This window comes from Lentibacillus halophilus (assembly GCF_055395055.1).
Map to the genome: position 1 here is coordinate 1,443,278 of NZ_AP043750.1, position 24,745 is coordinate 1,468,022.

General features: G+C 44.7%; 17 protein-coding genes, 1 pseudogene and 1 riboswitch. Of the genes and pseudogenes, 17 read left to right on the plus strand and 1 reads right to left on the minus strand.

Annotation, left to right across the window (positions count from 1 at the left end; genetic code table 11):
- The first annotated feature begins 58 nt into the window (after positions 1–58).
- The 9 genes from ACZ5Q7_RS07035 (at position 59) to ACZ5Q7_RS07075 (ending at position 14,591) form a co-directional block, all read left to right on the plus strand.
- On the plus strand, positions 59–7,051 hold the full coding sequence (locus ACZ5Q7_RS07035; RefSeq protein WP_343752541.1) for a Cna B-type domain-containing protein: 6,993 nt from the start codon (positions 59–61) through the stop codon (positions 7,049–7,051).
- A gap of 21 nt (positions 7,052–7,072) precedes the next feature.
- Positions 7,073–7,654 (plus strand): class D sortase, encoded by a 582-nt coding sequence (locus tag ACZ5Q7_RS07040; RefSeq protein ID WP_343752540.1) that lies wholly within the window; start codon positions 7,073–7,075, stop codon positions 7,652–7,654.
- 208 nt (positions 7,655–7,862) lie between these two features.
- Positions 7,863–8,014: riboswitch (FMN riboswitch) on the plus strand.
- A 179-nt stretch (positions 8,015–8,193) separates the two neighbouring features.
- Positions 8,194–9,300, plus strand: a complete 1,107-nt coding sequence (gene ribD, locus ACZ5Q7_RS07045; protein WP_343752539.1) for a bifunctional diaminohydroxyphosphoribosylaminopyrimidine deaminase/5-amino-6-(5-phosphoribosylamino)uracil reductase RibD — start codon at positions 8,194–8,196, stop codon at positions 9,298–9,300.
- Positions 9,281–9,895: a riboflavin synthase gene (ribE, locus tag ACZ5Q7_RS07050; protein ID WP_343752538.1), complete on the plus strand. Its 615-nt coding sequence runs from the start codon at positions 9,281–9,283 to the stop codon at positions 9,893–9,895. Before ribD ends, ribE begins: the two co-directional genes overlap by 20 nt.
- A 15-nt stretch (positions 9,896–9,910) precedes the next feature.
- Positions 9,911–11,104, plus strand: coding sequence for a bifunctional 3,4-dihydroxy-2-butanone-4-phosphate synthase/GTP cyclohydrolase II (locus ACZ5Q7_RS07055; protein WP_343752537.1), 1,194 nt, complete (start codon positions 9,911–9,913; stop codon positions 11,102–11,104).
- A 45-nt stretch (positions 11,105–11,149) separates the two neighbouring features.
- A complete protein-coding gene (gene ribH / locus ACZ5Q7_RS07060; RefSeq protein WP_343752536.1) occupies positions 11,150–11,632 on the plus strand; it encodes a 6,7-dimethyl-8-ribityllumazine synthase in 483 nt (160 codons plus the stop codon).
- An 83-nt stretch (positions 11,633–11,715) separates the two neighbouring features.
- Positions 11,716–11,913 (plus strand): hypothetical protein, encoded by a 198-nt coding sequence (locus ACZ5Q7_RS07065; protein WP_343752535.1) that lies wholly within the window; start codon positions 11,716–11,718, stop codon positions 11,911–11,913.
- Between the two features lie 5 nt (positions 11,914–11,918).
- On the plus strand, positions 11,919–13,799 hold the full coding sequence (locus ACZ5Q7_RS07070; RefSeq protein ID WP_343752534.1) for an ABC-F family ATP-binding cassette domain-containing protein: 1,881 nt from the start codon (positions 11,919–11,921) through the stop codon (positions 13,797–13,799).
- A 120-nt stretch (positions 13,800–13,919) separates the two neighbouring features.
- Entirely contained in the window at positions 13,920–14,591 is a 672-nt protein-coding gene (locus tag ACZ5Q7_RS07075; RefSeq protein ID WP_343752533.1) for a hypothetical protein, read from the plus strand.
- 467 nt (positions 14,592–15,058) lie between these two features.
- Here ACZ5Q7_RS07075 and ACZ5Q7_RS07080 read toward each other — a convergent pair whose 3' ends face one another.
- A complete protein-coding gene (locus tag ACZ5Q7_RS07080) occupies positions 15,059–16,399 on the minus strand; it encodes a CoA-disulfide reductase (RefSeq protein ID WP_343752532.1) in 1,341 nt (446 codons plus the stop codon).
- 297 nt (positions 16,400–16,696) lie between these two features.
- Here ACZ5Q7_RS07080 and ACZ5Q7_RS07085 point away from each other — a divergent pair, with 297 nt between their 5' ends.
- The 8 genes and pseudogenes from ACZ5Q7_RS07085 (at position 16,697) to ACZ5Q7_RS07120 (ending at position 24,636) form a co-directional block, all read left to right on the plus strand.
- Positions 16,697–17,854 (plus strand): aminotransferase class I/II-fold pyridoxal phosphate-dependent enzyme, encoded by a 1,158-nt coding sequence (locus ACZ5Q7_RS07085; RefSeq protein ID WP_343752531.1) that lies wholly within the window; start codon positions 16,697–16,699, stop codon positions 17,852–17,854.
- A gap of 60 nt (positions 17,855–17,914) precedes the next feature.
- Positions 17,915–19,585: a thiamine pyrophosphate-dependent enzyme gene (locus tag ACZ5Q7_RS07090; protein ID WP_343752530.1), complete on the plus strand. Its 1,671-nt coding sequence runs from the start codon at positions 17,915–17,917 to the stop codon at positions 19,583–19,585.
- Between the two features lie 26 nt (positions 19,586–19,611).
- Positions 19,612–21,108, plus strand: a complete 1,497-nt coding sequence (locus ACZ5Q7_RS07095; protein ID WP_343752529.1) for an aldehyde dehydrogenase family protein — start codon at positions 19,612–19,614, stop codon at positions 21,106–21,108.
- Between the two features lie 4 nt (positions 21,109–21,112).
- Positions 21,113–21,555 (plus strand): annotated as a pseudogene (locus tag ACZ5Q7_RS07100) (saccharopine dehydrogenase family protein); the annotation flags it as partial.
- Between the two features lie 110 nt (positions 21,556–21,665).
- Positions 21,666–22,454 carry an IclR family transcriptional regulator gene (locus ACZ5Q7_RS07105; RefSeq protein ID WP_343752528.1) on the plus strand — a complete coding sequence of 263 codons (789 nt, stop codon included), beginning with the start codon at positions 21,666–21,668 and terminating at the stop codon, positions 22,452–22,454.
- Entirely contained in the window at positions 22,454–22,771 is a 318-nt protein-coding gene (locus tag ACZ5Q7_RS07110; protein ID WP_343752550.1) for a DUF3870 domain-containing protein, read from the plus strand. Before ACZ5Q7_RS07105 ends, ACZ5Q7_RS07110 begins: the two co-directional genes overlap by 1 nt.
- A gap of 177 nt (positions 22,772–22,948) precedes the next feature.
- A complete protein-coding gene (locus tag ACZ5Q7_RS07115) occupies positions 22,949–23,632 on the plus strand; it encodes a response regulator transcription factor (RefSeq protein WP_343752527.1) in 684 nt (227 codons plus the stop codon).
- 2 nt (positions 23,633–23,634) lie between these two features.
- The gene (locus tag ACZ5Q7_RS07120; RefSeq protein WP_343752526.1) at positions 23,635–24,636 is read left to right on the plus strand and encodes a sensor histidine kinase; all 1,002 of its coding nucleotides are present in this window, start codon (positions 23,635–23,637) and stop codon (positions 24,634–24,636) included.
- Positions 24,637–24,745: the final 109 nt, after the last annotated feature.

Sequence of the window (24,745 nt, forward strand, 5' to 3'; positions counted from 1 at the left end):
CTCTGTATAGATTCTATTTTATTTTGAAATTTTGAAGGTAGAGGGAGGTTAAAGGAAGTTGCAGCGAAAACTATCAATCTTATTTACTGGCATGCTATTGTTTCAAGTGATCTTTGGTAATTTACCAATGATGGCCCAGGTCAACGCGCAATCTGAGGATTCTAATTTATTCAAATCAGTAACGCTCGTTGATAGTAAGGAAAACTCTAAGGATGCAGACGTCAGCCCTCCCTATTTAAACATTGAATGGGGAACGAAGGACGTTAACCTTGAAGACAACCCATCCTTTTCAACAACAAATGTTGTCCCGGACGGTTATCAAATTGCTGAAAAGCAAGAGGGAACGCTGACAGATGAGGAAAACTTGGGCACATATACAGCTGCGAAAGATAATTCGATAACTGCTGAAGTGAATGCCGACGCTAAAGATGCCAGTGGTGCGTTCAAGGTAAAGGTGCAAGCGACTGACACCAAGCAAGAGTCAAATCCTACCAGTAATGAAGACAACACGTCTGGCACAGATGAAACAACGGGTGAAGGATCTGACGACGGGTCAGCCACGAATAACAGCCAAGATAAAAACCCGGACAAAGGGCAATCTGAGGAACAGCCAACAGGTGATTCATCAGCTGGCGATGACCCCAATAAATTTGATGAAAACAATCCATCAGACAATTCGTCAACAAACGGACCGAAGAATGAAGGATCATCCTCTGAGGGTGGCAATCAAGACACAGCAACTGAGGAGCCAGGTGGGTCTGGAGATGGTAGCGGATCTAACTCACCGGGAGATAAGACAAAAGAAGATGACAGTAATACTGATGGAAACAATCAATCAGGTAATGCGCCATCAACCGATACAGGGAATGAAGAGCAAACTGACACAGGAAATAAAAATACTGATATAAAAGAAAATATTATTGATACATTCACTCTAGAGACCAAAGATGGTAAAGCTGTTGAGGATATCGAAGGAATTGATTTAGAAGAAGTTGGAAAACTGGAATTAGCCCTTGATTGGTCATTAGACAATAACCATGGATATACGAATGGTGCGCAATTTGAATTTCAATTGCCAGAACAATTTGCGGAACTTAGTTTACCAGACGGAAAATTAGATGGCTATGGAGATTATTCCGTAAACAGTGATGGATTAGTTACCTTTACATTTAATGAGAAAATCGAACAGGAATCAAACATCGAGGGATACTTCGACATTGAAGTGGAACTGGACGAACAAACTATCACGGTAACTGAGGATGAACTACAGTTTATTGTGAACGATGAGGTTGTTAAAAGAATTCCAGTTAACTATGAACCCACAGGCGGTCAGGCGATCAATAAAAGGGGATCGCATGGCGAAGGTGGCAAATTCAATACAAAATCCATTGATTGGGAAGTTGATATTAATACGACCTTGGAGTCATTGAAAGGTGCTACTATTAAAGACGCGATCAATGAGAATCAATCTTTAGATATGGATTCTATTGAACTTTATGAAGCTGACGTTGATATTGAGGGTAATATTACCAGTCTTGATGATACGCCAGTAACTCTCGGTGATGATAATAAATCAAGCGAAAATGAACTGAAATTAGATCTGGGAGACACGGATAAGGCTTATCGGCTAGTATATACCACCGATATCACAGATGATGAGGGCACTGAGTATTCGAATGAAGCCGTTCTGTCATCTGATGGAAAAGACAATGCTTCGTCTGGTGCTACTGTCTCGGTTCAACGTCAAGATCATTTGAATAAGTCATCTGAGGATTTCAACAAAGATAATCACAGTGTTGATTGGGAAGTCGAATACAACTTTGATGAAAAACAGCTGGATAAGGGGAACAAATTGACTGATGAGTTTACCTTTACATCTAAAGGCGACGACTTGAGTGAAAGATTTGAAGTGACAGACATTCAAATCGAACAAGTTGATTCATTTAATGGGGATGGTTCGGTTAATGAAACGACTCCAGCTAATGATGCGTTCGATAAAAACATCGATGGTAATAAAGTCACTTATACACTTAACGAAGACACAAATAAACCATTTAACATCGAATATACGACACAATTAAAAGACGATAAATACATCACGCATGATGGCGAGATTTCCAATACTGTTACCGTAGACGGTGAGACTAAGAAAAGCAGTCAAGGTGTCTATCAACAAGTTGGAGATAAGAGTCATTCTGATATTAACTATGAAGACAAAACCATTGAATGGACGATCAAAATCAACCAGGATAATCGTACTTTAAATAACTTCAATCTGGAAGATGATTTCAGTGGTTCTGGTCAGAAGCTGGATGGCTCAATCAATATTTCACCGGAAAAGTCTGACGCAACAATAACCAAGAAAACAGATTCAGATGGCCTTGTTGATGGATTTGATATTGACTTCGGAACTATCTCAGAATCATACACAATCTCCTATACAACGAAATTCACGTATGATTTTGCCAATAAGGATCCAGAATTAGCGAACAAATTGGATTTGATATATGAAACAAGTAATGGAACAGAGTATACTTATGAAAAGCAGATAGGCGATACACCAAATGACGAAACAACAAGTAATGGAGCAAAAAGCGGTAACGTTGATAACGATTCAAAAGTAATCACTTGGAAAACGGACATTAACTATAATCAGCTCGACTTAAAGAATGCTAGTTTTACAGACCCCATTGAAGATAATCAATCCTTAATAGATGGTTCGGTTGAAATCTATAAAACATCAGTTGATAGCAGTGGAGATATTTCAAAAGGTGAAAATGTAACAGATGACTACACGATTAAAACTAACGATGGCGAAAAAATTAGTATAAACTTTGGTGAGATTAATCAAAGTTACCGTATTGAATTCAAAACAAAAGATAAAGATGATATCTACAATGATGATGAGACATATGGAAATACGGCTACCTTTGAACCCAGAAATGGTGAATCACACGAACTTAAAGCACACGTGACAATCCCTCATCAAGGCGAATTCGTGGGCAAAAATGGAACTCACAATAAAGACGAGTGGACCGTTGATTGGGAAGTCGATATTAACAAGTCAGAGTCTGCGTTAACGGACGTTATAGTAACAGATGATCTAGGAAGTGAAGATGCTCAAAAACTATTGGAAGACTCATTTGAGCTAACAAAGAATGGCGAACGGTTAGAGGAAGGAACAGATTATAATCTCGATATAGCAGACAACGGGTTTACCCTAGATGGACTCGGGGACATCAATGAACATTATGTACTAACCTATTCGTCTTATATCCTGACAGAGGAAACGGCGAATCTAACCAATAACGCACATATAAAATCAAATGAGGAAGTTACAGGTACAACTGAAAAAGAAAAATCCATCGAAGTGAAAATTGGCTCAGCATCAGGCGGTGCCACGGGAGAAACAGCAACACTCGCTGTGAACAAAGAAGAAAAAAGAACTAACACACCTGTAGAAGGCGTTCAATTCCAGCTTGAAAAAACTGTTCAAGGTCAAGACATCATTGTCCGGGAAGGAAAGACCGATGAAAATGGAGAGCTTAACTGGTCGGGCTTGAAATATGGTGACTACACCCTGCACGAAAAAGTGCTTGATAACTACTTTGCAGACCCGGATTATTCAGAAGGTTCTAAGGATGGCTATGTTTCTAAGGATATAACAATTGATAGCGAAAATATGACAGATAACAATGTTCAAACAGAAGAAGTGAAGAACGAACGCAAGACAGGAACAGTTAAACTAATCAAAAAAGATTCCGTTACCAATGAATCTTTGGGTAAAGCAAAGTTTAAGATTACGAACCAGGAAACCAGGCAAACATTTGATTTAGAAACGAACAGCAATGGAGTTACCGGGGAAGGTGTACCATTTGGTACGTATTCTATTGAGGAAATCAATGCACCCGATGGATACAAATTGACTTCAAATATTGATGATTTCAAAATTGAACCAGCAAAACTTAAAGAAGTAGAAGTTCCAAATGATGCTGTTATTAACGTAACAGTTGATAAGATATGGGTTGAGGTCAATGATAAATATCGCCCGGATGCCGTTACAGTTCAAGTGAAAGATGATGATGGCGTTGTTAAAGAAAAAGAATTAACAACAGACAATGACTGGCAGCATACGTTTAATGGCCTTAGGAAGTATGATGATAATGGCAATGAAATAGAATATAAGGTAGCAGAGAAAAATCTCGAAGGTTATGAATCAGAAATCAAAGAGCCAGAAGACAATAGCTACGAGATTACAAACACACAAAAGACAACGGATATAAGCGTAAAGAAGACATGGTATGATAACAATGATGCAACAGGGGATCGTCCGGAGTCTATCACGATTAAATTAATGAATGATGGTGAATTTGTTGAAGAGCAAGAGATCACAACAAATGGTGACTGGGAATATACGTTTAAAGACTTAGCCAAGTATAACAAAAATGGCGATAAGATAAACTATACAGTCGAAGAAGTAGATGAGGACTACTCAGACAAGTATAAAACGGACATAAACAAAGCTGAGGATAATGAGAACATTGATTTTTATATCAATAATACACGAGTCGGTGAAACGTCCGTTAATGGCGAAAAGATTTGGAAGGACAACGATGACGAAACAGGCGATCGTCCAGACTCCATCACAGTTAAATTACTGCAGAATGGTAAAGAAGAAGCTTCCAAAGAAGTAACTGCTGAAGACAATTGGGAGTATAGCTTCAAGGACCTGGAACGTTTCGATAACAGCGGTACCGAATACGGATATACCATCGATGAGGAACCTGTTGACAATTATGAAAAATCACTTGACGGAAATAACCTTATTAACGTTCGTACAGGTAAAACGAGTGTATCTGGCACGAAGACCTGGAAAGACAATGAAAATGCACAAGGCGACCGTCCGGATTCTATCAAAGTGAATCTGATGCAAAACGATACAGTTTTCACCGCTCAGGAAGTCACAAAAGAAGATGGCTGGGACTACGAGTTCACTCATTTGCCTAAGTACGATGATAAAGGTAATTCCTATGAATATAAAATCAAAGAACAAAACGTCCCAGGGTATGATTCAGAGGTAAATGATTTTGATCTTACTAATACACGTTCTGAAACGACATCGTTTGAAGTTACTAAATCATGGCTAGATGATGATTCCAGCGACAGACCTGAATCAGTTGAAGTTGAATTATTCAGAACTCCTGCAGACGGAGAAAAAGAATCTGTTAAGACATTCCAACTTTCAGACAGTAATAACTGGTCACGAGAGTTTGAAGATTTGCCAGCCTTCACTGATGATGGTAAAGCTTACAAGTATAGTATTGTTGAGGAACCAGTCGATGGTTATGACACTACGGTGAATGGTTTTGACATCACAAACACGCGTACTGGACTAACTGAAGTTAATGGTGAGAAGACATGGGAAAATGATTCATCTTCAGACAGACCAGAAACCATCACGGTCAATCTGCTGCAAGATGGTGAGGAAATTGATTCTCAAGATGTAACGGCTGAAGACAACTGGTCCTACAGCTTCACAGGATTGGCTGAATTTGATGAACAAGGATCACCTTACAACTATACGGTCGAAGAAGAAGCAGTCGATGGTTATGAAACAACTGTTGACGGTTATGACATTACCAACACGTATGACGACTCCTCATCCGAAGACGACGATTCCGGTGGTTCTAACGGCGGAGGAAATTCCGGCGAACCAACCGGCTCAGGTGATTCTGATGACGATCGCGTTGACGTAACAGGAACCAAGACATGGTTGAATGATGAAGCGTCCAACCGCCCGGATTCCATTACCGTTAATCTTCTTCAGAACGGAGAAACGATTGATTCGGTCGAGGTTTCAGCTGAGGATGATTGGGAATACAGCTTCACCGACCTTGATGAATTTGACGATGAGAATGATGCGTACGACTATACCGTCGAAGAAGAAAAGGTCGCTGGCTATGACACAACCATTGACGGTTACGACATTACGAACCAGCGTGTCGAAACAACCGACGTCACGGGAACAAAAACGTGGGAAAACGACGAAGCATCCGATCGTCCAGAAACGATTAAGGTCAATCTGCTACAAAATGGCACCGTTATTGACGGAAAAGAAATCAGTGCAGACGATGATTGGACGTACAGCTTCACTGATCTGGAGACATATGATAATCAAGGTGAAACGTATGATTACTCGGTGAAAGAACAGGATGTGCCAGGATATGATTCTGAAGTCAATGGCTATGACATCACCAACACGAAAGTCGAGACTAAATCGATTAACGTAACGAAATCGTGGTTAGATGATAATGCCAACGACCGTCCGGAATCTGTAACCGTTGATTTGCTGCAAAATGGCAATGTTCTTGACACTGTTGACGTCACAGCCGATGATGATTGGAGTTACACTTTCAATAATCTGGAAGCTTATGACGACAATGGCATTGCGTATGAATACAGCATTCAGGAAAATAATATCGACGGCTACAAAACAACAATCGATGGTTATGATATTACCAACACGCGTGTAGGTACAACGACCATCGATGTATCCAAACAGTGGGAAAATGATGCGCCAGAAGATCGTCCGGAATCCATCACGGTCGAATTGCTGCAAAACGGCAACGTGATCGACACAGTGGATATGACGGCTGATCAGAACTGGACGCACACATTCACAGAATTGGATCAATACAATGATAAAGGTATTGCTTATAACTATACCGTTCGCGAACAGGATGCAGCCGATTATCAATCGAGCATCAATAAAACGGATAATGGCTATACCATCATTAACACGCTAGAAGATACGCCAGAAGAAGACGAATCTGGCGAGCCGGGAGGTTCCGATGAGTCGGACGAACCAACAACTCCCGACGATTCTGATGGTACGGACGATCCCAGTGATGATAGCGGCCAAGGCAACTCGGATGACACCCTTCCACAAACTGGTGAAGAGTGGATGAGATATCTGCTGATCGCTGGATTGTTAGCCATAGTTACAGGCGGTGTGCTTCTGTTCAGCAGCCGTAAGAGAAAATTGGACTAATGACACGAAAGGGTGAGTTCAATGAGAAAAACTAAAAAAACAGCAGGTATATCGTTTATTATCATTGGACTCACTCTCTTGGCTATCCCGTTGTATTATGAATGGGATAAACAACAGGAGACTAAGGCGATGGAAGAGGCAATGACGCTGATATCCGAATCGGACAACGGTGATGTAGATTTGTCCTCTGTTGACAATTTAACGGTTCCGAAAGAGCAATTGGAAAAAACGTTGAAACTGGAAATACCAGCGATTGATCTGAAGCAAAAGGTGCTTCCTAAGACAACGGAAGAAAACTTGAGTATTGCACTGACCCAGATCAAATCAGAACAAACTCCCGGGGATGGCAATTTTACCATAGCCGGGCATCGGGGATATCGCGGCGACCGCCATTTTCGGAATCTGCCGGATGCCCCGGTTGGGTCTGAAGTGATTTTGCATCAAGGTAATGAGGAATTCACGTATACCATTACAAGCTCGAATGTTATTGAACCAACCGATGTTGACATTTTAAAAAGTCAACAAGATCAAGATCAAATCACGCTAATCACCTGTACGATCGATGGAAAACAGCGAATTGCCGTTCAAGGCACTTTAAATTAAAGTCGTATAAAAACCCGGAGCACTCAGCGTCTTCCGGGTTTTTTTACGTATGAGTGGGTGTTTTGTTTTATTTTAATGATAAATTTTTGACGACAACCGTCCGTAACGAGTAGAATAAGTGATAATAGGATTAACATTCGTCTTCCGAAAGCTGATTGTTTGCGCTCATTTCGGAATTCCGTTATACCTAAACGATCATAAGGCATTCATATTCCTTCGGGGCAGGGTGAAAGTCCCGACCGACGGTGATAAGGTACAACCTTAAAGTCCGTGACCCGTGCGGTTAGAAACCATAACCAAGCGGTGGACCCGGTGTGAGTCCGGGACCGACAGTGACAGTCTGGATGGGAGAAGGAATTTTTCAGGTCATAAGCAAGCAGGTAAGCGGTATCATATCATGCTTGTGTTGTTTATATATAGAACACACCTGTAAAATTCAGCTCATCCACCTCTGAAGGGACATTCAGGGGTTTTTTTATGTGTTGAAAACAAATGAAGCCAAACCATAAAGCTGTTTTGGCTTGCGGAGGTATACAGCGATGGACGATGAATACTATATGACATTGGCCTTGAACTTGGCCAAATCAGCGTCAGGGCAGACCAGTCCGAACCCTCCTGTTGGAGCCGTTGTCGTCAAAGACGGTGAAATCCTGGGGATGGGAGCTCATCTTCAGGCCGGGGAGGCTCATGCGGAAGTACACGCGCTCCAGATGGCCGGGGAAAAAGCGAAGGGTGCAGACATTTACGTCACGCTTGAGCCGTGCAGTCATCATGGAAAGACGTCGCCGTGTGCTGATCTCATCGTGGGAAAAGGCATCAAACGTGCCATCGTTGCTGTTATGGATCCAAATAAAAAGGTCGCTGGACGCGGATTGGAAGCATTGCGTGCAGCAGGCATTGACGTGAAAACCGGCGTTTTGGAAGAGGAAGCCGCAAACGTCAATCGCGCATTTTTTCATTATACACAGACCTCGACGCCATTTGTAACAGTGAAGACGGCCGTCAGTCTTGATGGAAAAACAGCGACAAAGACAGGGAAAAGTAAATGGATCACCGGTGAAGAAGCTCGTATGGATGTGCACCGGCATCGCCACAGTCACGATGCGATTTTAGTGGGTGTGAATACGGTAATAGCTGACAACCCAAGTCTGACTGCTCGCCTGCCCAACGGTGCGAAAAATCCACTCCGCATTATTCTTGATTCCAACTTGCGCACGCCGCTTGAATCGTTGGTTGTAACCGATCAAGAAGCGACGACATGGATCATCACCGGCAATCAAGTGAGCGATGAAGTGATTAAGCCTTATAATGAATGTGGTGTAAGGGTTATCCCGCTACGTGCCACAGAACCCGACACCGTTCTTCCCTATTTGGGACGTCACGGTGTCATGTCGCTGTTTGTGGAAGGTGGTGCAACTGTCGCGGGATCCTTTTTGCTGAGCAGACGGATCAACCAGCTCGTGCAGTATATGGCCCCCAAATTGATTGGCGGGGTGGAAGCCCCCGCATCCGTGGGTGGACAAGGGTTTGAGTCCATCCAGAATAGCATGCCAATGACAATAACATCTATGGAAAAGATAGGGGACGATATGAAACTTATTGCGGAACCACAGGAGGACGATGCCAATGTTCACCGGAATTGTTGAAGAAATGGGGCGAATCGGTCAACGGGATGTTATTTCTGAAAAAGCAGTACGGCTGACCATCGAAGCAAAGGTTGTTATTGAGGATGTGCATATCGGTGACAGCATCGCGGTCAACGGTATTTGTCTGACGGTAACAGATGTCGACAACAACTCGTTTGGCGTGGATGTCATGCCGGAGACGATCAACGCGACGTCCCTTCGCACGCTGGACGAAGGGTCACCTGTCAATCTGGAACGATCGATGCCTGCTGATGGCCGGTTTGGCGGACACTTTGTCACCGGTCACGTGGATGATACAGGTACCATTATTCAGACATCCAAGCAGGAGAATGCGATTTACTATACGGTTTCCATCCCGCCGGAACTCACCGCTTACGTTATTATGAAAGGCGCGGTCGCTATTGATGGGGTAAGTTTAACCGTTTTCGGCATTCAGAATCGACAAATAACGCTGTCTCTCATTCCCCACACGGTATCGCAAACAGTGTTGGGTTCCAAAGGTGAAGGCGACAACGTTAACGTGGAATGCGATATGCTGGCGAAACATGTCCACAACCTATTGAATCATCAGCAAAAGCCAGACGAAACTAGATGAAAGGGAGCGAGTCGCGTGTTTCATACCATTGAGGAAGCAATAGATGACTTGAAAGCTGGAAAACCAATCATTGTCGTGGATGATGAGGAGAGGGAAAACGAAGGAGATTTGGTTGCACTGTCGGAAAAGATAACACCGGATACAATTAATTTTATGATTACACATGGGAAAGGGCTTGTGTGCACATCCATCACATCGGATCAGGCATATCAAGTAAATCTTCCATTTATGTCCGATGACAGCAGTGACCCATTTGAGACAGCCTTTACCATCAGTGTTGATCATCGAGAAACCATGACAGGCATCAGTACACAGGATCGGGCCAAAACCATACATGCATTGATTCAATCAAACGCAGAAGGGGCGGACTTTAAAAAACCCGGCCATGTTTTCCCGTTGATTGCCAAAGATGGTGGTGTACTGGAACGTCCGGGTCACACAGAAGCATCCCTTGATTTGGCAGAATTGTGCGGGGCTAATCCGTCCGGTGTGATTTGTGAAATCATTAAAAACGATGGAACGATGGCACGGGTGCCTGATTTGCAACAAATGGCTCAAACGTTTGATTTAAAACTGATAACCATTGCTGATTTGATCGCATACCGGAAAATGAATGAGGTGCATGTAACCAGGGAGGTAGAGACGAATGTGCCGACGGAATACGGATCGTTTCGCGTGTACGGATATACCAACGATCTGGATGGAGAGGAACATATCGCGCTTGTCAAAGGAGACATTCACTCGGGAGAACCGGTGCTCACCCGAATACATTCGGAGTGCCTGACCGGTGATATATTCGGGTCTTACCGTTGTGACTGCGGATCGCAGCTGCATGAAGCACTCGATCAAATCAATGCAGCAGGCGCAGGTGTACTCATTTATATGCGCCAGGAAGGCCGGGGTATCGGACTTTTAAACAAATTGCGCGCCTATAAGTTGCAGGATAACGGGATGGATACCGTGGAAGCGAATGAACAACTTGGATTTCCCCCGGATATGCGGGACTACGTTCTAAGTGCTCATATTTTGAAAGACTTGGGCATCACCCATGTGAAACTGTTGACCAACAATCCGGAAAAAATGGATGAGTTGCAGTCTGATGGGATTCAAGTGTACGAACGAATACCGATTGAGACGAATGTCCGGAAAGAAAATGAACATTATATTCATACAAAAATAAATAAAATGGGACATATGCATCAAAGGTGAGAAACCATACCGTATGGGAAACCACGGTTTAATAAGGAGATGGTAATGGTGGGAAACGTTTTTGAAGGAAACCTTGTTGGAACGAATTTAAAAATCGGTATCGTGGTGGCGCGGTTCAATGACTTCATAACTGAAAAATTGCTTGATGGAGCGGTAACCACCTTCAAACAGCACGGTGTGAAAGAAGCCGATGTGGATATAGCCTGGGTGCCGGGAGCCTTTGAAATTCCGGTCATTGCTCAAAAAATGGCATTGAACGCGGACTATGATGCGGTTGTGGCGCTCGGGGCGGTCATCCGCGGATCAACGCCTCATTTTGATTATGTCTGCAGTGAGGCAGCGAAAGGGGTATCCGCCGCTTCGTTGGCATCCGGCAAGCCGGTTATTTTTGGGGTTTTAACGACGGAAACCATTGAGCAGGCTATCGAGAGAGCAGGAACGAAAGCCGGCAATAAAGGCGCGGAAGCAGCAGCGGCCGCTATTGAAACGGCGAACGTTGCTGGCGAACTGAATGCATCATCTCAATGATGGTGAGGGTTTATAATGGAAAAGGGACGGCTATATAAGATAGACTATAAGGACAGTATGCCTATGTCTGGAGGAAACGGAACATGAAAATCATGGTTTATCAAATTATCGGAATAGGTATTATTTGGACTGGTATGGCCTTCTTTTTCCAGGATATGGACCAATTGAGCAAAATTATATTTTACGTCGTCACATCATGGCTGTTGTTTTTAATTGTTCTTCTGATAAAACAGTTTATAAAAGGGAATGAGGACGATGATGAATCCTCAATAGGAAGGTAATCGATATGCTGACAGTTGATCATTTATATAAATCTTACGGCGACAAGACATTGCTGAACGGGGTAAGTTGCCTTATTAAACCACATGACCGCATTGGTTTGATCGGTGTCAACGGAACAGGGAAATCGACGTTTCTAAAAATTCTCGCCGGTATTGACACTGCAGAGCGTGGCTCCGTCAGTCATGCCAAGGATTATTGGGTGGAATATTTGGAGCAAGAGCCTGATCTTAATCCGGAACTGACGGTTATGGAACAAATTTATTATGGTGAAACCCCCATCATGAAAGTGATGCGGGAATATGAACAGACGCTTCTTGACTTACAGGAGTCCCCTAATAACGAACAGGTTCAGGAACGGCTGCTCACCAAACAACAACGGATGGATGAATACGAAGCTTGGGAAGCCAATACAGCCGCTAAAACTATCCTCACCAAACTGGGGATCACCGGCTTCACCCGTCCGGTGCGGGAGCTATCCGGTGGTCAACGCAAAAGGGTGGCCATTGCCAAGGCATTGATCCAGCCGGCCGATTTGCTAATTCTGGATGAGCCGACCAACCATCTCGATAACGATACGGTCGAATGGCTGGAACAATATTTGGCATCGTATAAAGGCGCCCTATTGCTTGTCACACACGACCGTTATTTTTTAAACCGTGTCACCAACCAGATTTTCGAACTTGATGACGGGAACTTGTACACATATGAAGGCAATTATGAGTTGTTTCAGGAGAAAAAAGCCGAACGGGAAGCATTGGAGGAACGTTATCAAGAGAAACACCAGAGCATGCTGAAAAAAGAAATCGCTTGGATGAAAAAGGGACCGAAAGCGCGCGGAACGAAACAAAAAGCACGCATTGACCGAATTGAACAAATGAAAGAAAAGCAATTCACTTCCGAGTCCCATGATGTATCCATTGATGCAGGGTCCGTCCGACTCGGGAAAAAAGTCATGGAACTGGAGAATATCACGAAATCGTATGACGACAAACAACTGCTCGATGATTTTCATTTTCTGATCGTCCCGGGTGACCGTCTCGGAATCGTTGGCCCTAACGGCTCAGGCAAATCAACACTCTTGAATATTATGGCGGGATTTGTTGAACCGGATAACGGGCATGTGGAAACCGGTCCGACCGTCAAAGTCGGTTATTACACACAAACCGATGAAAATTTGGATGACAACAAGCGTATCATTGAAGATATTCGCGAAGTAGCCGAAGTTATTCGGACGAAAAATGGAGACGAAATAACAGCGGAACAGATGCTGGAACAATTTTTGTTTTCCCGGTCCCAACAGTGGAATTATATTCGCAAACTGTCAGGCGGTGAAAAGCGGCGTCTGTATTTGCTGAAAATCCTGATGACCGAGCCGAATGTGTTGCTTCTCGATGAGCCCACCAATGATCTGGATACACAGACGTTAAGTGTCCTAGAGGCGTACCTTGATCAGTTTCCGGGCGTTGTCATTACAGCTTCACACGATCGTTATTTCCTCGACCGGGTCGTTGATCACATGCTTGTCTTTAAAGAAAATGCCCAGGTGGACCATTTCCATGGCAATTATCATGATTGGCTTGAACGGGAAAAACAACAGGCGCAGGAGCAAAAGGAGACAAAGTCGAAACCGGCTTCCAAAAAATCTGCCCCCAAAAAAATGTCCTATCATGATAAAAAGGAATGGGAAACGATTGAGGATGATATAACGGAATTGGAGTCACACATTGATGAACTTCAAGAACGTATCGCCAATGCCGGTAGTGATGCGGGTGCTGTCCATGATCTATACGAAGAACAAAAAGAACGGGAACAGGAATTGGAAGCCAAATTGGAGCGCTGGGAAGAGCTGTCATTACTAGTGGAAGAAACCGAAACCAAACCCTGATTGGTAAACGAGAAACAAACAATAGAGAAACATTTGTGTTTTTGTGGAAATTATGTTTAATTTATATGGTATGAAGGAAACTAAAAAAGATATAATGATGGTAAAGAAGGAGGTATTACTGTGAAGTTATTTCAAGTCAGGAAGGGACAGTTCGTCTATTATAAAAATGAACTTCATAAAGTATATTCCGTTAAGCCGGTTTTTAAACAATCCATCCACTTGTACCGTATGAAAGACATGCAGCAGGATTTAACAAGTGCGAATAACATCGAACCATGCCGACCGAAACATAATGATACATTTATATTTTACGGACGGCGTTATACGATTGATAAGAATAAAAAGCCGGAAACAGGCGACTATATTCTCATTACGAAACCGACACCCGATTTTCTCGACCATTATTCGCTAAATGAAATTGAAAAAGTGGACAGCGTGGAAGACGGAAACGTGGTGACGACAAGAGATAATGGTGTGAAACATAGTGAATATGTCGTCATGGTCCCTGGCAAAACCGAGGACAGCGACGATATAGCTTACTTTGACAAAGCGCTTGTATCGGATGCTCAGTTGCAGGAAGATGAATCACCCGGACTGCCGGAAGAAACGGATAACTTTGATGGCCCGGTCGTCGGTGATATTTACTATGATGTCGAGAATGACTTGAAGGCCATGATTGTTGCTATGACAGATGATGAGGTCATCTTTGGTCATCAAGTTCGAGTGCACATGAAAGATTTAATGGACGAGAACAAATACCGAATGATCTATCGATTTGAAGAAGGCTTTTAAGTATAGCTCCTGAAGGTTTTGCTTTCGGGAGTATTTTTTGCGAAACGTGAATGCAAGCTGTCATACAGAATAAACCGGGGCTGGGACAAGACTGAACAAATTAATTCTAAATACGAACGATATATTTAAGGCGTGGCCATCGCTCCGGAAAAACACTGCGCTTTCACCTTGCCAGGCACAAGCGCGACATCTGTTCAAGCTTCCTTTGGTCGCTTTCACAGTGTCTTCTTTGCCGCGGGCGCTGATAAGCCTCCTCGTGTTCGTCGCGTTGCATTCTTATTCGTCGAAGCCTACTCATGGAAGCTTTGCCTTGTGCTTATCGCACTGTGGGGTCTTATCTAGGCTTTTCATCCCGCAGGAGTCTCCGTGTTTTTCCTACGCTAAACGAAAAATCCGAACTTATTCAGATCTTTAGCGAATCATAGTTCGGATTTTTATTTAACCAAACGTCTTTTGTCCCAGCCCCATCACTCAAGCATGCTGGAAGCTTTGTACCCAATAATATTGACGGGGTCTTTCGGTGACGAGTACGGCGGTGCGTAAGCAAGCTCCAGGTCAGGCAAGTCATGAACGGTCAAACGCCCCTTCATGGCGGTTGTCAGGACAGCGAGCCGTTTATCAGCACCGTCTTCGCCGATGACCTGTGCTCCGTACAATGTTCCATCCTGTGGGCTGACTAGAAGCTTTATGGACACTTTTTCCGAACCTGGATAATAACCAGCATGGGAGCGCGATTTGTGAGTTACTTCCTTGTACGTCATGCCCAATGCATCGAGTGATGTTTTATTCAAGCCGGTTGCCCCGACCGTCAGATCAAAGACTTTAAAAATGGCTGACCCTTGTGTGCCATTATACGTGTCATTGGCTCCTTGCAGGTGGCTGGCGATAATGAACGCCTGGCGATGAGCCGGCCAAGCCAGTGCAATGTGTCGCGGTGTCCGGACAAGGCGATCATGGGTCTCCACGGCATCCCCTAAGGCGTATATATCCGGATCGGTTGTCTGCATAACATCATTAACCTGAATAGCGCCTGTATCCCCAATGGCCAGTGAGCTGTCGACAGCCAGTTCCGTGTTGGGTTTGATCCCAGCGGCCATTAATGTCATATCAGCCTTGACTGTTTTCCCGCTGGACAAATGCAAGAGAGATCCATTTTCTGAAAACGACGCAAGTTCTTCATCGAGCATAATCGAAACCCCTTGCTCCTGCATATGCTGTTCGATCACGGTTGCCATGTCACTGTCAACCATTTTGGAGACGTGTTCGGATCGGTCAATGACTGTACAGTCGATGCCAATCGCCTTAAGATTTTCCACCATCTCCATACCAATAAATCCGGCTCCGACAATGGCGCACGTTTGGGGCTTATGGGTTTGAATGTATGTGTGTATCAGATCCATATCCGGAATGGTATGCAAGGTGAATGTCCGGTCTTTATTCATTCCTTCAAATGGAGGCATAACGGCCGAAGCCCCAGGTGAAAGGATCAGTTTATCATATGGTTCATGGTACGTGCCTGTTGTGTGTCGACACATAACCTGTTTTTGTTCGCGGTCAATGGATGTAACCATTGTGTTGGTTTGAACCTGCACGTGATACGTTTGGGCAAAAGATTCTGTATCGACAAGCAAATCATCCCGCTTGTTGACGATGCCGCCAATATAGTAAGGCATTCCACAGTTGGAAAATGCAATATGTTCCCCTTTGTCTATGATAAGAATATCAGCATCCTTATCCTGGCGTCTCAGTTGTGCTGCAACCGTGGCACCACCGCCGACCCCGCCGACAATAACCACTTTTCTTGACATTCAAATCGTCCTCCTTCTCTTGTTACTTATTCCCTTTTCCTTACGTTTTTAACCTGTATGCTGACGAACCTTTTCTAAAACGTTACAAGAGTCCAAGAAAGTATAGGAACACAACAATAATGCTGACAGGGGTCGGCCAACGCATCATGTGAAAGCAGATTTTAAAGAAATAATAGCAATACATCATTTTTACAAAAATCTATTGATTAAAAACAATTGAAATTTTTTAACGTTTATTTTATACTTGTAACTGAAAGATGAAATGCCGTTTTAATTAATGAAATGGGAGGAGATGGAATGGTCTTTACCTCGGATAAGGTGAACCAGTTGCCGCCTTATTTGTTTGCTTCGTTTCAGCAAAAAAAGAAGCAGATGGAAGCCGATGGTGTGGATGTCATTGATTTAGGGATTGGTGCCCCTGATCTGCCGACACCGTCATTTATTGTTGAGGAGTTGGCGGAGGAAGTGAAACATCCGTCCAACCATCGTTATTCCACGTACAGCGGATGTGCGGCATTCAGAGAAGCCGTCGCTCATTTTTATAAAAACCAATATGGGGTTAACGTGGATCCCGAGACAGACGTTCTTGCCCTTATTGGGTCTAAAGAAGGGATAGCCAATCTGATGCATGCGGTTATCAATCCCGGCGACAAAGTGCTGGTTCCGGATCCGGGTTACCCGGTTTACAAGACGGCAGTCCATCTGGCCGGTGGTGAAAGTTCCTGTCTGCCACTGGACGCTGAAAATGGCTATGTTCCGTTATATGAGCAGGCAGATCTGGATCAGGCAAAGGTGATGTTTTTGAATTATCCAGCCAATCCGACGGCGGCGACCGTAAATTACGACACTTTCTTGCAAGCGGTTACAAAATCTGCGGAACATGACATGCTGCTTGTGCACGATGCGGCTTATGACATGGTTACGTTTAACGGCTATCAATCACCAAGTGTGTTGCAGGTGCCGGATGCCAAAAAGCATGCTGTTGAATTTGGCTCTTTGTCGAAAAGTTTTAGCATGGCCGGGTGGCGGATCGGCTATGCGGTCGGTCATCCAGACGTTATTCAGTCTCTGGCTACGCTCAAGAGCAATATGGATACAAGTCAATTTTTGCCGATTCAAAAGGCTGCTGCTGCGGCGTTAAAGAGTGACTTTGCGGTTGTTCATGAGTATAACCATATTTATCAGAACCGAATGGAAACGTTGTACACAGGCTTTCAACAATTAGGCATTCATGCAGATAAACCGAATGGCACTATTTTTCTTTGGGCAGAAGTTCCTGAGGGGTACTCGTCCATGGAATTTGCCGACAAATTGCTGTATGAGGCAGGGATCATTGTGACGCCCGGCCATGCATTCGGTTCCCGCGGCGAAGGTTTTTTCCGCATAGCGCTAACGGTTCCGGAAGAACGTCTGGATGAGGCGATCAACCGAATGAAACAGCTGGATATAACATAAACGTCTTTAATTGGGACGATTACTATCCCATTAATGCGCGAGAAAAGGAGGCCATTCGTAATGGATACAACAAAAGCAACACAAACATCAAGCACGATGACAGCGGCACAGGCGATTGTTGAATGTATGAAACGGGAAGACATACCTTTCGCGTTCGGTGTCCCTGGGGAAAGTTACTTGCCCTTATTGGATGCTATTGGTGATGAGCCATCGATTCATTTCATTTCTGCAAGGCATGAAAGCGGTGCATCGTTTATGGCGGAAGGATACGCCAAATCAACGTTGAAGCCGGGTGTTGTAATGGCGACCAGGGGGGTTGGCGCGTCCAATCTATCCATTGGCGTGCATACAGCTTTTCAGGATTCAACGCCAATGGTTGTTTTTCTTGGTCAGGTGCACAGCAAGTTTCGCAACCGGGAAGGATTTCAGGAAGTCGATCTGGACCGTTACTTTGGTCATATTGCTAAATGGGCGGTGGAAGTCCAGGATGCTGATCGGATCCCGGAATTGGTACAGCGGGCATTCCTCACGGCGCAGTCCGGGCGTCCAGGACCTGTCGTTGTTTCATTGCCGGAAGATGTTCTCCCCGCAGAGTCGGATATGGTGTTCGGTCCGGCTACGGTTAAACCAAAACCGGCACCATCACCAGAAGATGCTGATGAGGTTGAGCAACTGCTTGCAGAAGCGGAAAAGCCGCTTATTATAGCAGGAGGAGGTGTGAAAAGTTCTCAAGCAGAAGACACACTCGTGACGTTTGCCAATCGATATCACGTGCCGGTCATGGCTGCATTTCGCAGACATGATGTCTTTCCGAATGATCATCCATTGTACGCGGGCCACTTAGGACTTGGCACCAATCCGGCTATCCTTGAAACTGTAAAAGAAGCCGACCTGATTATCGCTCTGGGAACCCGTCTATCAGAGGTGACGACGCAGGATTACACCATTATCACAACGAATAAACAGCTGGTTCACATTGATATCAACATGGACACCATTGGCAAGGTTTACCGTCCGAATGTCGGCATTGCGGCGGATGCGAACGAAACGTTGAGGACGTTGTTGACAATGGACATCCATCCTCGCTGGAAAGGATGGGCCGACACACGCCATCAAGAATACGAACGTGTTAGCCGTTTGAACGTTTCGCATAATGATGGAATTCATCAACATATAATGGCAATGTTGAACCGAACATTACCAGCAGATGCGCTTCTGACAAATGATGCCGGCAATTTCGCAGGATGGCTGCATGCGCATTACCCTTTCACGAAAAAACATACGTATGTCGGACCGACGTCAGGGGCGATGGGGTACGGCATGCCGGCAGCGCTTGGGGCAAAACTGGCTTTTCCGAATAAACCGGTCGTCGCCCTTTCCGGTGATGGCGGTTTCATGATGACCGTGCAGGAACTGGAGACGGCTGTTCGGAATCACATTCCCGTTATATGCGTCGTTTTTAACAACAACATGTACGGAACGATCCGTATGCATCAAGAACTGCAATACCCGGAAAAAGTCGTTGGTACGGATTTAGGAAGTGTTGCGTTTGCTGATTTGGCAGCCAGCGTCGGAGCGGATGGGTATACCGCAGAATCATCCGAGGCGTTTGCCGAATCACTTGAGACAGCGATGCAAGCTGATCGTCCGACCGTTATTGAGGTGTTTACAGATAAGGAACAAATCTCTGTTTCGTCCACGATTACGCAAATTCGTAACCGTGCTAAGTAAATAAACAAATTTAGGAGGTATGCTGTATGGCTAGTACATTGCTTAATGCAACAACATTGAACCATTTCATTGGTGGAAACTGGGTTGGGGATAATAAGTCTGCTGACGTAACGAATCCGGCGAATGGGGAAACGATCGTCCATGTTCCCCTTTCCGATGGTGGTGCTGTAGATACGGCGGTTGAAGCGGCGAAAAAAGCTCAAAAAGAATGGGCAAAGGTTCCAGCACCGCAGCGGGCGGAAGTGCTGTTTGAAGCCGGCAATAAGATGAAAGCACGAAAAGAACGGCTTGCACAATTGTTAACGATGGAAAACGGAAAAGTGTTGGAAGAAGCGCGTGGAGAAGTACAGGAAGGCATCGATATGGCTTTTTACATGGCCGGAGAAGGGCGACGCTTGTTCGGTCATACGACGCCGGCAGAACTTCCGAATAAATTTTCCATGAGCCAGCGCTGTCCGGTTGGTGTGGTTGGCATTATTACGCCATGGAATTTCCCGATTGCCATTGCTACTTGGAAGTCATTCCCAGCTATTATTGGAGGTAATGCTGTTATTTGGAAACCGGCAACAGAAACGCCGATTATGGCGCATGAACTGGCTAAGATCTTGGAAGAATCTGGTCTGCCAAAAGGCGTCTTGAACGTCGTATACGGAAAAGGATCAACGGTCGGGGATGCGATGGTGCATCATGATGATATTCGTGTCATGTCGTTCACCGGATCCAATGACACTGGGCGCAATATTGCTAGTGAATGCGGAAAACAACTGAAAAAAGTGTCCCTTGAAATGGGGGGGAAGAACGCCATCATTGTTATGGATGATGCCGATCTTGACCTGGCCGCAGAAGGCATTGTCTGGAGTGCATATGGCACAAGCGGTCAGCGTTGTACAGCGGCTAGCAGGGTGATTGTACATGACGATGTAAAAGAGCGTTTGGAAGAGCGGCTGCTTGCTAAAATCGAGGAATTGACAATCGGTGATGGGCTGGATGAAACGAACAACGTCGGTCCTATTATTAATCAAGCCGGCATGGAAAAAATTCAATCGTATATCCAAATTGGCCAGGACGAAGGAGCCAACCTGATTGCCGGTGGATATGTGTTAAACGATGGTGATTTAGGCAAGGGGCATTATGTTGCACCGACATTGTTCACAGATGCCAAACCGGAAATGCGTATTTCACAGGAAGAAATTTTTGGACCAGTTGTCTCTTTGATTCCTGTAAAAAGTTTTGATGAGGCCATTGAGGTGAACAATGGCGTATCGTATGGGTTGTCGAGTTCCATTTTTACGACGGATGCCAACCGTGTGTTCCAGGCACAGCGCGACCTTGACACGGGTATTGTTTACGTAAATGCCGGTACAACCGGGGCAGAAATCCATCTCCCATTCGGTGGCACGAAAGGTACAGGCAATGGTCACCGCGATTCTGGTGTGCAGGCATTGGACGTGTTCACTGAATGGAAAGCTGTATATATTGATTACAGTGGTAAACTGCAACGCGCACAAATCGATACGGAATAAGAGAGCAAACCAATTAGATAAATGTGATTCTATTAAATTGTATGTCGGTGGTAATCCGTTCGTCCGGAACCACCGTTGGCATACAATTATATTTTTCCATGGAGGGGTTTTTGATCATTACACTGACCCGGCGTTGATTATCCGTAATGGTGTTAAACAAAAATGACGTCATTAATTGAAGTGGAACAGGTTCGTTTTGCAAATTTCGGCCCGTTTAAGGCCTTACACATATCGGGCGGTCCATCAACTCTATCCTTAACCTATCCCTATCTGAAAACACTTGAGTATAAAACAAACCGTTATCCGAGCCATGCAGAAAAATGTACTTGTTGATTTGAATTTGACACGGACAGATTATACGGTAGACTTAAATGGAGAACAGGTTAACCCGCGTGAGGTATGATTAAGGTGCTTGATCCGATTGTGGATCTTGGTGACAAAGATGATGGCTCGATGTAGTGTCACCATTCATGACGATCTATCAATCTGAAATTTGACACGTCCCCGCACCCTTTTAGTTCTATTGAGCGGCTGAGGCAGGCAGAGGAGAAATAGGGATGAATCAAAGTGTATTAAAAGCATTGCAACTACTGAATTACTTTTCGACAGAGACACCGGAGTTGACATTGAAGGAACTCACCCAAAAGTCAGGGATGCCTAAACCAACTGTGTATCGCTTGTTGACGGCGATGGAGCATCAACATGTATTATCCAAAACAAAAGAAAATGAACACGACAGCAAGTATCAATTAGGACTCAAATTACTGGAACTCGGTCAGCTGGTTTCCGATCAATTAGAGGTGCGCACGATTGCATTGCCTGATATGGAACGTTTGGGTACGGACATTAATGAAGCTGTCCATTTGGTTATTGCTGATCAAGGTGAGGCTGTATACATTGAAAAAGTGGATAGTTCGCGAGCGCTTAGATTGAATACACGCATCGGAAAACGGTCTCCGCTCCATCTTGGTTCCGGTCCTAAGATGCTACTGGCAAATATGGCTCGGGAACAGCAGCAAGACATGGTGAATAAAGCTGAACGGTTTTACGCTGCGGATCATCAGCCCATTAATAAAGACCGATTGCTTCAGGAGCTCGGGGCGATTTATAAAAACGGTTATGCATACAGTATTGGCGAACAGGACCCTGACACAACAGGGATTTCTTACCCTATTCATGATTACAATAACCAAGTCATTGCTGCACTCGCTGTAAGCGGCCTGTCCAGTCATTTTGACGGGGAAAACCTGGACGTACTGAAAGCCAAAACACGTCAAACAGCCGGGGCGATATCCAGAAAGCTGGGTTATCGCGGACCGACATGGCAACAGGGGGATGATGATTGATGAACACGGTTTTTATCGCCGGTCATGCCAGACTTCCATCCGGAATGGCCGCCAAAAGCATCTATGAAACATTGACGATTACTGCGGAAATCGACAAAACGTATGGCGTTATTGTAACTGCCAATTGCACGCTGGCAACCGAACACGGCAGGGATTTCGTCCATCATCTATTGAAGGGGCACAGTCTCCAGGACGGTATTGATACGCCGGAACACATAATGAAAGAACACTACTTAGGAAAAGCCGGCAATGCTCTTGTGTCTGCTTTAAACGATTTATACCGGCAGTATGAACATTATCAGGAGAATCACGGGTAGAGCCGTTCCGTTGGTTTTGCTCTGGGCTCCTTTAAGTAAATCGATTTAATAGGTGCGTTGGATATCCGAATGGTTAAGGAAATTTGGATATCTATGAAGAAAAGCTTATAATCCTTACAGTACGGGGCAAAGGACATCCTCTGTGCCCCGGATTTTTGTTGCTTCGGAGGATGAGTTATGCGTATTTTATTTGTTGAAGATGATAAAACGATTGCATCGGGACTTGAGTATTCGTTGCAGCAGGAAGGGTATGACACAGTCGTGTGCCACGACGCGCAATGTGCCAGAGACGTTCTCTCCGGACAGCTCGACACCATTACTCTCTGCCTATTTGATCTATCTCTTCCCGACGGCAACGGCTATGATTTATGCGAACGCGTTAAACAGCAACGTGACATACCGGTCATTTTTTTAACTGTCGTTGATGATGAAGGCAATGTTGTTAAGGGACTTGATATGGGTGCAGACGATTATATTACGAAACCATTCAGACTTCGTGAGCTGATGTCTCGGATCAAATCGGTCCTGCGCCGGTACCAGCAGAAGGAGCCGACGAAGTCTGTCCTGACAATCGGAAATATACATATCAAAACCGCTCAGGCTACGGTATATAAGGATGGAGACGAGATCCAGCTCACAGGTTTGGAATACCGGCTCTTACTGACGTTTGCTAATCACCCCGACCAGGTGCTTTCAAGAGATCAACTGCTTGACCATATTTGGGATGTCGCGGGTGACTTCGTGAACGATAATACACTGACCGTCTATATCAAGCGGCTGCGGGACAAGCTGGAAGATGACCCACAACAACCACGACTGATTAAAACGGTCCGCGGTTTGGGTTACAAGGCTGGTGATTAACCATGTTCCGAAACCGTGAAATGAGACGCTTGTTCATGACTATGGTGACTGTTGGAATCGTTGCCGTCGCCATTGCTGCTTTTCTATCTACCATGGCCATAATACTTGTTACCGTCCTGACGCTCCTTTTGATCGGCACCACACTTTGGGCAACCATGTGGCGCTACCGGGAAATCGGGAAGCTTTCTGGGTATTTACGTGATATCTCCAGTGGCAACTATTCAATGGATGTGCGCGATAATGAAGAAGGGGAGCTGAGCATTTTAAAAAATGAAATTTATAAGGTTACAAGTATGCTGGCCGAACATAAAAGCTCGCTGCAGGCAGACAAAACCCATTTGACTGATGCTATTTCTGACATTTCCCACCAGTTAAAAACACCGCTCACATCGATGCGGGTGATGACCGATCTCTTGGAGGATCCCAACTTGCCGGAGTCAAAACGGATAGAATTCACACATAATATCCATGTCCAACTTGAGCGTCTGGATTGGCTCGTCACATCGCTTTTAAAACTGTCCAAAATCGACGCTGGTACTGTGCAGTTCAAGCAGGATGTGATTCTGGTCAGGGACCTTATTGAAAAGGCCTTAGAATCGCTCCATGCCCCAATCGATGTAAAAAATCAACGCGTATCCATACAAGGGGAAGATACTGTCTCGTTTACCGGTGACCTCAACTGGACAGCAGAAGCACTGGTTAACATTCTGAAAAATGGTATTGAGCATACACCGGAAGAAGGCAGCATGTCGATCCGTTTTTCCGAAAATACCCTGTTCACCGACATCGTTATTACTGACAACGGACCAGGCATCCCAAAAGAAGACCTTCCATATATTTTCAACCGGTTCCATAAAGGCAAGCATAACAGCGAAGAAAGTGTCGGTATTGGCCTGGCAATGGCTCACGGCATCATTGCTAACCAAGGGGGGACCATCGATGTTGACAGCGCGGAAGGTCAGGGCACCCAATTCCATGTCAAATTCTATAAACACAATATTTAACATGTAAAGGAGTAGAGTTAGATGTGGGTGAATGCTGTGCCTTCCCTTAAGTGACTAAATTGTCATGAAGTCAATCACTTGTCTGTCACTTTGGATGTTTAGACTGGAA

Excerpts from the sequence above, each read along its gene's own strand:
- ACZ5Q7_RS07040 (WP_343752540.1), top strand. The coding sequence starts at position 7,073 with ATGAGAAAAACTAAAAAAACAGCAGGTATATCGTTTATTATCATTGGA.
- ribD (WP_343752539.1), top strand. The coding sequence starts at position 8,194 with ATGGACGATGAATACTATATGACATTGGCCTTGAACTTGGCCAAATCA.
- ribE (WP_343752538.1), top strand. The coding sequence starts at position 9,281 with ATGTTCACCGGAATTGTTGAAGAAATGGGGCGAATCGGTCAACGGGAT.
- ribH (WP_343752536.1), top strand. The coding sequence starts at position 11,150 with ATGGTGGGAAACGTTTTTGAAGGAAACCTTGTTGGAACGAATTTAAAA.
- ACZ5Q7_RS07065 (WP_343752535.1), top strand. The coding sequence starts at position 11,716 with ATGAAAATCATGGTTTATCAAATTATCGGAATAGGTATTATTTGGACT.
- ACZ5Q7_RS07070 (WP_343752534.1), top strand. The coding sequence starts at position 11,919 with ATGCTGACAGTTGATCATTTATATAAATCTTACGGCGACAAGACATTG.
- ACZ5Q7_RS07080 (WP_343752532.1), bottom strand. The coding sequence starts at position 16,399 with ATGTCAAGAAAAGTGGTTATTGTCGGCGGGGTCGGCGGTGGTGCCACG.
- ACZ5Q7_RS07085 (WP_343752531.1), top strand. The coding sequence starts at position 16,697 with ATGGTCTTTACCTCGGATAAGGTGAACCAGTTGCCGCCTTATTTGTTT.
- ACZ5Q7_RS07090 (WP_343752530.1), top strand. The coding sequence starts at position 17,915 with ATGGATACAACAAAAGCAACACAAACATCAAGCACGATGACAGCGGCA.
- ACZ5Q7_RS07095 (WP_343752529.1), top strand. The coding sequence starts at position 19,612 with ATGGCTAGTACATTGCTTAATGCAACAACATTGAACCATTTCATTGGT.
- ACZ5Q7_RS07105 (WP_343752528.1), top strand. The coding sequence starts at position 21,666 with ATGAATCAAAGTGTATTAAAAGCATTGCAACTACTGAATTACTTTTCG.
- ACZ5Q7_RS07110 (WP_343752550.1), top strand. The coding sequence starts at position 22,454 with ATGAACACGGTTTTTATCGCCGGTCATGCCAGACTTCCATCCGGAATG.
- ACZ5Q7_RS07115 (WP_343752527.1), top strand. The coding sequence starts at position 22,949 with ATGCGTATTTTATTTGTTGAAGATGATAAAACGATTGCATCGGGACTT.
- ACZ5Q7_RS07120 (WP_343752526.1), top strand. The coding sequence starts at position 23,635 with ATGTTCCGAAACCGTGAAATGAGACGCTTGTTCATGACTATGGTGACT.